The 11548-nt window shown below is 41.2% G+C and carries 10 protein-coding genes and 1 riboswitch; of the genes, 8 read left to right on the top strand and 2 right to left on the bottom strand.

Features of this window, described 5'->3' with window-relative positions; genetic code table 11:
- Nucleotides 1-221, bottom strand: a 221-nt coding sequence (locus ACEW8F_RS13245) for an aldo/keto reductase (RefSeq protein WP_373483946.1), incomplete at its 3' end; no start/stop codon positions are given.
- A gap of 201 nt (nt 222-422) precedes the next feature.
- On the opposite strand from ACEW8F_RS13245, the gene ACEW8F_RS13240 reads away from it, so the two are divergent.
- Together ACEW8F_RS13240 and ACEW8F_RS13235 are read left to right on the top strand one after the other, a co-directional pair.
- Nucleotides 423-1760, top strand: coding sequence for a glucose-6-phosphate isomerase (locus tag ACEW8F_RS13240; protein WP_373483945.1), 1338 nt, complete (start codon nt 423-425; stop codon nt 1758-1760).
- Between the two features lie 157 nt (nt 1761-1917).
- Nucleotides 1918-1993, top strand: a riboswitch (cyclic di-GMP riboswitch).
- A 22-nt stretch (nt 1994-2015) separates the two neighbouring features.
- Entirely contained in the window at nt 2016-3524 is a 1509-nt protein-coding gene (locus tag ACEW8F_RS13235; protein WP_373483944.1) for a putative bifunctional diguanylate cyclase/phosphodiesterase, read from the top strand.
- A gap of 87 nt (nt 3525-3611) precedes the next feature.
- Here ACEW8F_RS13235 and ACEW8F_RS13230 read toward each other — a convergent pair whose 3' ends face one another.
- A complete protein-coding gene (locus tag ACEW8F_RS13230; RefSeq protein ID WP_373483943.1) occupies nt 3612-4070 on the bottom strand; it encodes a LiaF domain-containing protein in 459 nt (152 codons plus the stop codon).
- A 191-nt stretch (nt 4071-4261) separates the two neighbouring features.
- Between ACEW8F_RS13230 and ACEW8F_RS13225 the strand changes: the two genes are divergently transcribed.
- The 6 genes from ACEW8F_RS13225 to ACEW8F_RS13200 all read left to right on the top strand — a co-directional run bounded on the left by ACEW8F_RS13225 (nt 4262) and on the right by ACEW8F_RS13200 (nt 11255).
- Nucleotides 4262-4768: a phosphohydrolase gene (locus ACEW8F_RS13225; protein WP_373483942.1), complete on the top strand. Its 507-nt coding sequence runs from the start codon at nt 4262-4264 to the stop codon at nt 4766-4768.
- Nucleotides 4769-4830: 62 nt separating this feature from the next.
- Nucleotides 4831-6024, top strand: coding sequence for an isocitrate/isopropylmalate family dehydrogenase (locus tag ACEW8F_RS13220; protein ID WP_373483941.1), 1194 nt, complete (start codon nt 4831-4833; stop codon nt 6022-6024).
- Nucleotides 6025-6104: 80 nt separating this feature from the next.
- Nucleotides 6105-7586 (top strand): polyphosphate:AMP phosphotransferase, encoded by a 1482-nt coding sequence (pap, locus tag ACEW8F_RS13215; protein ID WP_373483940.1) that lies wholly within the window; start codon nt 6105-6107, stop codon nt 7584-7586.
- 396 nt (nt 7587-7982) lie between these two features.
- Complete coding sequence (locus ACEW8F_RS13210; protein WP_373483939.1) at nt 7983-8426, top strand: Lrp/AsnC family transcriptional regulator; 444 nt, start codon at nt 7983-7985, stop codon at nt 8424-8426.
- Nucleotides 8427-8503: 77 nt separating this feature from the next.
- Nucleotides 8504-9619, top strand: a complete 1116-nt coding sequence (gene ald / locus ACEW8F_RS13205; RefSeq protein ID WP_373483938.1) for an alanine dehydrogenase — start codon at nt 8504-8506, stop codon at nt 9617-9619.
- A gap of 211 nt (nt 9620-9830) precedes the next feature.
- Nucleotides 9831-11255: an alanine/glycine:cation symporter family protein gene (locus ACEW8F_RS13200; protein WP_373483937.1), complete on the top strand. Its 1425-nt coding sequence runs from the start codon at nt 9831-9833 to the stop codon at nt 11253-11255.
- The last annotated feature ends 293 nt before the right edge of the window (nt 11256-11548 follow it).

The raw sequence follows: 11548 nt of genomic DNA, 5'->3' as shown, positions 1-11548 counted from the left end.
GCCAGATAAAAATGTTCCCGGCCCCACTGTTTCAGGGCTTCCCCAATCATTTCTTCACTATTGGTGTAAGCTCTGGCAGTGTCAATGAAATTAACTCCTTCTTCAATAAGATTTTCAACAATTTCGTCGACTTCCCATTGGCTACAGCGTTGAATTGGAATACCACCAAACCCAATAAGGGACACTTCTAATCCGGTTTTTCCCAGTATTCGCGTTTCCATTTTACACCTCTTCTTTTCTCAATTTTGCTTATTTTAACATATCAAATAAAAAAAGTCACCTCTTATGAGGGGATTGGTTAGAAGATTCGCGGAATTTCAACTTTCTTTCAGGTTGATTGGCCTACATCAATTGACACCCCAATCATTGATGTAGTAAAATGAGAACACATTTCAATCGTATTAAGAAAGAAGGTAATTATTATGAGTATTCGTTTTGATCTCTCTTATGCCAATATAGACCCCAGTGAATTTGATAGTCGGGTTGATCAGCTGGCTCATGCCAATGATGAATTGATGAATAAAACCGGGGTCGGCAACGATTTTCTTGGTTGGGTTGATTATCCGGTTAAATATGATCAGGAAGAGTTTACCCGGATCAAGGAGGCAGCACAAAAAATCCAGGATCGCTGTGATGCCCTGGTGGTGATTGGGATTGGCGGATCTTATCTGGGATCTAAAGCGGTGATCTCGGCTTTGACCAGCCCCTTTTATAATGAAGAACCCCGATCAGTGCGAAAGGCACCCAAAATATATTTTGCCGGTCAGAATATCAGCGGGAAATATCTGGAGAATTTGCTGGCGCTGCTAAAGGATCAAGAGGTTTGTGTCAATGTTATTTCAAAATCCGGTACCACCACGGAACCGGCGATGGCTTTTCGCTTTTTTAAAAAATTTCTGGAAGAAAAATATGGCAAGGGCGGCGCCAAGGAGCGGATCTTTGTCACAACTGATACAGCCAAAGGGGCGCTAAAGTTTATGGCTGATGAAGAAGGCTACGAAACCTTTGTGATTCCCGATGATATTGGCGGACGCTACTCGGTTTATACGGCGGTGGGTTTGCTGCCCATCGCGGCGGCAGGAATTGATATTGATGCCCTGATGGCTGGGGGAAAATCCGGCTACGAGGATTATAATGAACCGAAATTTGAAAAAAATCCCTGTTTTCAATATGTCCTGTACCGGAATGTACTTTATAATCGCGGCAAAAAGATTGAGATTTTAGTGGATTACGATCCTTCGCTGGAGTATCTGGCTGAGTGGTGGAAACAATTATTTGGTGAAAGTGACGGCAAAGACGGCAAGGGGCTCTTTCCGGCTTCGGTTCACTTCTCCACTGATCTCCATTCGCTGGGGCAGATGATCCAGGATGGTCCTAAAAATCATTTTGAAACGGTGATTGTCATCGAGGACGATCAATCGGCGATTAAGGTGTTCCGGGATGAAAAAAATCTGGAAGGACTGAACTACCTGACCGGCTGGGAAATCGATGCGGTCAATGAAAAAGCCTTTATGGGTACCCTGCTGGCACATGTCGATGGCGGGGTCCCCAATGGCATTATTAAACTCAAAAAATTGGATGCCTTCCATATTGGCAAACTGATTTATTTTTTCGAAAAAGCCTGCGCACTAAACGGCTATTTGTTGGGGGTCAATCCCTTTGATCAGCCGGGTGTGGAAGCCTATAAAAAGAATATGTTTGCCCTGCTCCATAAACCGGGCTTTGAAGAATTGACGGCCGAGCTGGAAGAACGATTATAGAGAAGGGCTTGAGCGTCAAAATAAATTAAAATTTAACAATTAACACAAGACAAATTGTTACACTTATGATACAATGTTAAAAAATACAATACAAGTCGCCGATGAATGTTCTAGACTCAGGTAATGACAGCTTAACGCGTGTATTAAAAAAGAATAGAGAATGTTAGGGCAAAACTGTTGTGAAACAGTGACGCAAAGCTAAAGGGACTTTTATAAGTTAGCCAGTTACTCAAATAGATTGACGTTTAGGAGGTAATGGTGAAGAATTATGACGAAAAAAAGTTTATAACCCTCAGCTTTGCGTTGTTTTTTTTGGTCATGATGACGGCGCTATTTAACTTTATTTCTTTTACCCTGCCTTCTCAAGGGGAAGCTTTTCGGATGGTATTTTATGGTCTGGGATTTACTGGAATCTTTATTATCAGCCTGATCAGTAATTTTACTGTCGGTGACCTGAAAAAAGAAAACAACCAATTGAGACGGCTCCAGGATTTTGATTTTTTGACTGGCTGTCCTAATTGGATTAAGTTTAAAAGAGACTGCGAAAAAATATTTGTCACCAATCAGACCCAGCATTATGCGATGATTATTTTTGATATTGATAAGTTTAAGGCCATCAATGATTTGTACGGGCATCAGGTGGGTAACGAAATACTCACGGCGATTGCCGAAATTTTAGAAAAGCAACTTAAAGAAGACGAGTTGTTTGCCAGAATGGCCACCGATAATTTCAGTATTTTAATGAAATACGAGGGCTATGGCGAATTTTCCCAACGGGTGGAAAATTTGATTCGCGAAATCAATGGCTATTCCCAGAAATTCATCGTAAACATCTCCGTGGGCATTTATCTGATCGGACCAGACGAGGTGGATATTAATACCCTCAGCGATCGGGCGAATATGGCTAAACGATCGATTAAAGATAACTCCCAGGTGAGTTATGCCTTTTATGATGAGTCCATGCGTCAAGTGATGATTCTTGAGAATGAGATTGAAAATAGAATGGAAATGGCCCTGCGCAATGATGAGTTTGAAGTCTATCTCCAGCCTAAATATTTATTTTCAGATGAACAAATCATTGGCGCCGAAGCTCTGGTACGGTGGAATGATCCGGAACGGGGGATGCTGCCCCCCAATGATTTTATTCCCTTATTTGAAAAAAATGGCTTTGTCAAAAAAATAGACACCTATATGTTTGAAGAGGTGTGCAAGCTGCTGGAAAAATGGCAAAAGGAAATGGATCAATTTACCAATATGATTATTTCGGTCAATTTTTCCCGGCTTCATCTGGAGAATATGCTGTTGCCGGAGGAATTGCTGGCAATCACCAGCCGCTATCATATTGATCCCAAAATGATTGAAATTGAACTCACCGAAGGAACTATTTTTGATAATGATGTTCAGATGGTTGATATCATGAATCATTTGAAGGATTTTGGGTTTCATATTTCCATCGATGATTTTGGCCGGGCTTATTCATCACTTAATACCCTGAAAAATCTGCCGGCGGATATCTTAAAACTGGATAAGGCCTTTTTCAGCGAATCGACGGATAATGTTCGGGGAAGAAAGATTATCACGAGCATGTTGAATATGGCCAAGGATCTGGATCTGATTACTGTAGCCGAAGGGGTTGAGACCCAGGAACAGGTGGATTTTCTCAAAGAAAAGGGCTGTGACATTGCCCAGGGTTTCTTTTATGCCAAGCCCATGAATGTTGTTGAATTTGAAGAGTTTGTCAATAAAAAACTGAAATCAACCTAGGTCGATTTCAGTTTTTTTTACTTGGCTTGGGTTCGCACTGATTTTATTCAGATAGACTTTATGGTGCGAATTTTATTCATGAGGATTTCATTTAGAGGCATTTTCAAAATTCAAACCGCCACAGGTGATGTCAGCAAAAACGGAAAGAGCCACTGAATTATCCGGATCCACGCAAACGGTATGGTCGGCAATACCGCCAAATTTGCAGGTATCGTCGATTTTTAGTTTAAAGTTGTCAGGAACGATGATGTTTAAGCCGCCATTGATAATGCTGATATCCATGCGATAATCATCTTTTTCGGTGACAACATTAGAAAAATCTAGCTGCATGCCCCCGAAGAAAGCCCCGATTTTATTATCCCGCATGGTCTGATCCCGGTAGTCTTTCATTTTTCCGCCGTATAGAACCGATTCATCCATGGAACCGGGACTTTTATCGAAGCTGGCTTCAAAATCTTTTCCTTTTTTGATCACACAAGCATGATAAAAGGCCATGCCAGTTGCCAAAACAACACCGGTTCCGAGGAGTATTTTCTTAATTTTCATGATTTTTCCTTTCCTGATCTTTTTTATTTAGTTTACCATGATTTTAAGAATAACCGAATCTTTTTTTGTTTTTTTTCAGAACATCTTTCATAATTTTAACTAAAAATAAAGATATTATGCTATAATATTCAAATAATCTGTTTAGTAAGGCTGACTAGATAACACAAAATTACAATCAAAGAAAGGTCTCAATGGAAACAAAAAAGTATTACAGTGAGTTTGAAACCATTGTTGGCGATATTATTACACACAGTGAATTCCTAAAATTAAGAGAAATTGATCATCACGGCAATGGTTTGTTTGAACACTCAGTTGCAGTTGGTTATTATTCCTATCGCGTAGCCAGATTTTTAGGCATGGACTATGCTTCCATTGCGCGAGGCGCAACGCTCCATGATTTTTTTCTGGAATCATGGCAGGGTAAGGTTAAAACCGGCAAAGGGTTGAATCGGATCAAGGAAATGCATGGCTTTTCCCATCCTAAAACAGCACTTGAAAATGCCGAAAAATATTTTAATATCGACGAGCGTCAGGCTGATATGATCGTGAAGCACATGTTTCCGCTGACTCCGATTCCGCCGGCACATTTAGGCAGCTGGGTCGTCACCGCAGTGGATAAATTTGTGGCTACTAATGAACTGGTTTTTAAAAATACCCGGCCCATCAAACGGCTTAAGAGTATGATGTCCAGAGCTTAATCGGCAGTTTATTTGTCTTAAGCGCTTTTATGACACTATTAAATAAATTTGACGGAGGTACTATGATCGAAGAACAAATTGAACGAGCCAAGGCTCATTTTGGAGAGCTGATTAAAGAACAATTGACCCGCATCGAAAAGATGAAGGTACAAAATGATTTTACCGATTTCACAATCAAAGATAAAATTATTGTCGGCATTGTTGGCGGCGATGGCATTGGGCCATTCATCACCGCAGAAGCCCAACGGGTTCTAGAATTTCTGCTGGCCGACGATGTTAAAAGCGAAAAGATTGTTTTTAAAATTATTGACGGTTTAACCATTGAAAATCGCGCTGCATGCGGAAAAGCTATTCCCGATGAGGTCCTCACAGAACTAAAAACCTGTGATGTGATCTTAAAAGGACCCACCACAACCCCCCGAGAAGGGGATCCTTGGCCTAATATTGAAAGTGCCAATGTGGCCATGCGTCGCGAATTGGACTTGTTCGCCAATGTTCGTCCGGTTTCGGTACCGGAAAAGAATATCGACTGGACTTTCTATCGGGAAAACACCGAAGGTGCTTATGCTGTTGGCAGCAAGGGCATCCATGTCAATGATGATTTAGCCATTGATTTTACCGTCACTACCCAGGACGGATCAGAGCGAATCATTAAGGCAGCTTTTGATTTTGCCGAAAAATCCGGAAAGAATAAGGTCACAGTTGTTACCAAAGCCAACGTTATCAAAACCACCGATGGTAAATTTTTAGATACCGCCAAAGCCATTGCCAAAGATTATCCCACCGTGGAAATGGATGACTGGTATATTGATATTATGACCGCTAAGCTGGTTGATGAAAAACGACGCAGTCAGTTTAAGGTGATGGTCTTACCGAATCTCTATGGTGATATCTTAACCGATGAAGCGGCCGAGTTCCAGGGTGGTGTCGGCACTGCCGGTTCAGCCAATATTGGCAAACAATATGCGATGTTTGAAGCCATTCATGGATCCGCTCCACGAATGGTCAAAGAGGGTCGTGGCCAATACGCCGATCCCTGCAGTATTATTCGTGCCGCCGGGATGTTATTAGTGCATATCGGTTATAATGATAAAGCTGAACAACTACAAAAAGCTTTGGATGTGTGTGGATTATACGAGAAAAAGTTAGTGCTCACAGGCCGTGAAACCGGTGCAACCGGTTCTGAATATGCCGATTACGTGATGGAAACCTTGTCCAACCCTAATTTGGACGCGATTTATGCAAGATTTATATAGTTAATGAAAGGGCGTCTTTTAAGGCGCCCTTTTTTTGTATTTGAACAACAATCTAAAATCATCTTTATTAGGAGGCTGTCATGCTGGAAAAAATTGATTTAGGTGTAAAAATTGACAAAGAAACCTATCGTCTGGAAAAAGAGCGGCTTACTGTTCGTTTAGGGGAATTGCAACGCACCCTGCACGATATGGGGATACCGGTTCTAATTCTGTTTGAAGGCTGGGATGCGGCCGGGAAGGGAACATTGATTAATGAACTGCTGATGCCGATGGATCCGCGGTCTTTTCGGGTTCATAACTTTAAAAAGCAGGAAAATGAGGATGAGAAATTCCGCCCGTTCCTCTGGCGCTATTGGACCAAGACTCCCGAGAAAGGGCAAATTGCCATTTTTAATCGCAGTTACTATAGTGACCTGGTCTATCGTAAATCCATCGATACACTGAACATGCAGGGGCTGATGAAACAGGCCAATGAATTTGAACAGACGCTATCCGAAGATGGGATGATTATTTTTAAGTTCTATATTCACATCAGTAAAAAAGAACAAAAAAGACGGTTTAACAAATTGTTGGGAAATGATGCCACTGCCTGGCGGGTTACTCCCCGGGATGAAAAAGAAAACAAGCATTATGATAAACTCTATGAAAAAGTCAACCGGGGATTGGAACTGACTGACAATGATTGTGCTCCTTGGGTTATCATTGAGGGTGAACAAAAAGACTACGCCCTGATCAAGGTCTTGAGTGTCCTGGAAAAACGTCTGGGAAAAGCCATTGAAACAGCGAAAATGGGCCCTGTGGTTGAGCTTAAACCGCTGATTCAGGTTGGGGACAAGCCTTTCCAGTCTAAAATACTGGATGGGATTGTGCTGGACCAGGTTATCAGTGAGGAAGAATATCAGATCCAGATAAAAGAATGCCAGAAAAAAATCCGGTTGCTTCAATTTGAGTTGTATCGTCGTCGAATTCCCTTGATCGCTGGTTTTGAAGGCTGGGACGCGGCTGGCAAAGGTGGTTGTATTAAACGGCTGACCCGCAATCTCGATCCCCGCGGTTACACCGTTTACCCTACGGCCAGTCCCAGTGATATTGAAAGAAAGCACCATTATCTCTGGCGTTTTTGGCGGGACATCCCTAAAAATGGACATTTGGGGGTTTGGGATCGAACCTGGTATGGCCGTGTGATGGTGGAACCGATTGAAGGCTTTTGTACCCAGGAAGAGTTTGACCGGAGTTATCGGGAAATCAATGAATTCGAAAAACAACTCACGGATTGGGGTGCCATTGTGATCAAATTCTGGCTGCAAATTGATCAGGACGAACAATTAAGGCGGTTTACCGGACGTGCGGAAAATCCCGATAAGGGCTGGAAAATCACTGACGAAGACTGGCGAAACCGGGAGAAATGGGAGCTTTATAAGATCGCTGTGGATGAAATGCTGCTGAAAACATCAACCGTCAATGCCCCCTGGATTATCGTCGAAGCCCAGAATAAATATTATGCCAGAATCAAGGTTCTTAACGAAACCATTGCTGCCATCGAAAAACGTTTAAACGATTAGCTTAAACCAGTCTAAAAAAAACGACGACTGATCAAAATGGATGATACGCAAATAATCACGCCGGTCTGTCTTAATTGATGTCCTGGCGTGAAATAAATGATAGATTAATGATTGAGATCATTAATTATGCGACTTATTGAATAATAATGATTAAATACTTTCGATTAAGGGTATATCTTTTAAAGCTTATCAAGATTTAACCTTGATTTTTCAATGGAAAGTAAAATTAAGAAAAAATAATTAAGCGTGGGATCAAAAACAAACCACAAATGATTAAACATTTAAAGTAACTTGTTCTTTTTACAAAAAGATCTATTGTTATTCATTGAAAACGTTTAATTTATTTGATAAGTCGGGTATAATGAAATCAATAGTTTTAATAGAAAGGAGTTGTACATGGATTCAATTGATATTGAAATCCTAAAGCTGCTGCAAAAAAATGCCAGAGTCACGGCTTCCGAAATTGCCAGTGAAGTCAGCTTATCAGTTCCGGCAATCAGCGAACGAATACGAAAATTAGATTCTTCCGGCATCATTCAAAAATATACTGTTATTTTATCGACGCAGAAAATGAATAAAAATTTGGTTGCCTATATGTTTATTTCACTTAAGCATCCCAGTTTTATTGATGGCTTTGTCGCCCTGGTAGAAAATGAGAGTGAGATCATTGAATGTGATTATCTGGCTGGAGATTATGATTATTTAATTAAAATTATTACCAAAGATACCCAAAGTCTGGAAGCGGTTCTAAATTGCATTAAAACAGTTCCCGGGGTGCAAAAGACGAAAACGATTGTAACCCTGTCAACCGTCAAGAATACATATTCCATTCTTCCGTAGAAGATGACAATATGTAAAGGTTTTTTAAATCACAATTTTCCAAAATTTTTATATTAAATAAACAGGAGGTTTTTAACATGATTGTAGGTATTCCAAAAGAAATCAAGAATAATGAGTCCCGTGTATCCGTAACACCAGCAGGTGTTCATGCCCTGGTGGCGAGTGGCCACAAGGTTCTTGTCGAAACAAAGGCTGGCTTTGAAAGCGGAATCGAAGACAGTGAATATGCAGCAGAAGGTGCCGTAATCCTTCAACAGGCCAAAGAAGTATTTGAACAATCCGATATCATTGTAAAAGTAAAAGAACCCATCGAGTCAGAATATGAACTGATGAAAGAAGGACAGACCTTATTTACCTATCTACATCTTGCTCCAAACCTTCCTTTAACCGATCTGTTACTTAAGAAAAAAATTACCGGGATTGCCTATGAAACCGTTCAATTAGCTGATCGATCCCTTCCTTTACTGATTCCAATGAGCGAAGTAGCCGGCAGAATGTCAGTTCAAGTTGGTGCTACCATGCTGCAGCGCTATCATGGCGGCGTTGGGATGTTATTAGGGGGTGTTACCGGCGTTTGCCCAGCAGAAGTCATGATCATCGGAGCGGGTACGGTTGGTATGAATGCTGCGAAAATGGCAGTGGGCCTGGGTGCTCATGTTACTGTTATTGATATCAGCAAACCAAGATTAACCTATGTGGATGACGTCTTTAATGGTCGGGTTTCCACATTAATCAGTAATCCCTATAACATGGCTGAGCTGACTAAGAAATCAGATCTGCTGATCAGTGGCGTATTGGTAGCTGGCGAAAAAGCACCAAAACTGGTTTCTGAACAGATGGTTAAAAACATGAAAAAAGGATCTGTTATTGTTGATGTTGCCATTGACCAGGGCGGATCAGTAGCAACCATAGATCATAGCACCACCCATGATGATCCTTGCTTTGAAAAACATGGCGTTATTCATTATTCAGTTGCTAACATGCCGGGTGCTGTTCCCAGAACATCCACCTATGCTTTGACTGGCTCCACCCTGCCTTATTTACTTGATATCGTCAACAAAGGACCTGAAGCCGCTATGAAGGAAGATCCCGCATTATTATTAGGATTAAATACTTACAAGGGACATGTTACTTGTAAAGGCGTAGCTGAAGGCTTGAAAAAAGAATACGTACCAGCAGAAGAATTGCTGTAGGTTTCGAATAAATTTTAATCAACCTGGAAACTAAAATTTAAATAATCAGCATCAAGAAATAAAGAAAACGAAAAAAGCAAGACATTTAATTTAGCTCTAAATAACTGATAATAAGGGTGACACCGTTGCGAATAATGGTGAAACCCTTATTTAAGAAAATTTAAACAAAAATGTAATCGATAACAAAGCTTATAAATTTTAAGGGGGCAATATGAATTTTTCGGATATCATTTCAGCTGTAAATAATTTTGTTTGGGGACCCGTTATGCTGGCACTGCTAATGGGTACAGGTATGTTCTTAACCGTGCGTTTAAAATTCAAGCCATGGCTTAACCTGGGCTATGCGTTAAAATCGGTTTTTGCCAAACAGGATAAAACCAAAAAAGATGATTCCAGCGGTGATATTTCACCATTCCAATCGCTGATGACAGCATTGGCGGCGACCATCGGAACCGGGAATATCGTCGGTGTTGCAACGGCGATGGTACTGGGTGGCCCGGGAGCGCTGGTGTGGATGTGGATTTCAGCTTTGTTTGGACTCTCCACCAAGTATGCCGAAAGTGTTCTCGCGGTTAAATACCGGGAAACCAATGCCAAAGGTGAAATGGCCGGTGGTCCGATGTATGCTATGAAAAATGGCTTTAAGAATAAAAAACTCGGTTTGATTCTGGCCTTTCTGTTTTCATTATTCGCCACCGTGGCATCCTTCGGGATTGGCAATATGACCCAGGCTAATTCGATTGCCGGGGCCGTAAATGGTACCTTTGGCGTGCCCACCTGGATAACGGGCCTGATTCTGACGGTTTTGGCTTTTCTGGTTATTCTTGGCGGTATCAAGAGTATCGGTAAGGTAGCCGGCGTCATCGTACCGTTTATGGCCGTGTTCTATGTTTTAGCAGCACTTGTTGTTATTATCATCAATTATCAAAACGTACCAGCCGGAATTGCCGAAATCTTTACCATGGCCTTTTCGCCTAAAGCAATGGCTGGCGGAGTGGGCGGAACCATTATCGCAACCATGCTGACAGCCATGCGTTGGGGCGTAGCCCGGGGTGTCTTCTCCAATGAAGCCGGCTTAGGTTCGGCGCCAATTGCCGCCGCTGCTGCAAAAACCGATCATCCTTCACGACAAGGCTATATCAATATGACCGGTACCTTCTTTGATACCATTGTTGTCTGTACGATCACTGGTCTGGTTATTGCCTCTTCAGGGGCTTTAGGAACATTGGATGCCAGCGGTGAAATTTTAATGGGTGCAAATCTTACCATTGCCGCCTTCCAATCGGCACTGGGACCAGCGGGTGGTTATATTGTAACCCTGGGGATTGCCCTCTTTGCCTTTTCAACCATATTAGGTTGGGAATACTACGGCGAAAAGTCACTGGAATATTTAATCAAAGCACCAATCGCTGTTACCATCTACCGGATCCTTTATTGTCTGGTTGTTTTTGTTGGCGCTACCACCGCTTTGGAAATCGTCTGGAATTTATCAGATGCGATGAATGGGCTGATGGCCATTCCAAACCTGATCAGTCTGCTCGTCTTAAGCAGTGTGGTTGCCAAAGAATGTTTCGAATTCCAGTCAGATTTTTTAATACCAGAGAAATTGGCTTTTAAAGAAGCTAAAAAGAAATAATGATTTAAAAGCAATAAAACTATTAAAAAAAGTTATCACTTCACAAAAATTACTGTTGATGAACTGTTAAAGAATATTTTAACAGTTCATCCGCAGTGAATTATTGTGAAAAATTAATTTGCAAGGATAAAAGTTCTCTGAAGAACAATTTTACCCACATAAAAAAGATTTAAACTATAAAAAGGTTAACATTAATCGTTTTCGGATCAATAAGTAGAAAATTGCCAAAAAATAACAGCAAAAAATTACCCGTATTAAAGTGTATACACCTAAAAACTAATATGATATAATTT

This window comes from Acetobacterium sp. (assembly GCF_041752335.1).
Lineage (GTDB): Bacteria > Bacillota > Clostridia > Eubacteriales > Eubacteriaceae > Acetobacterium.
This window is presented reverse-complemented; position numbering and strand designations above follow the sequence as displayed.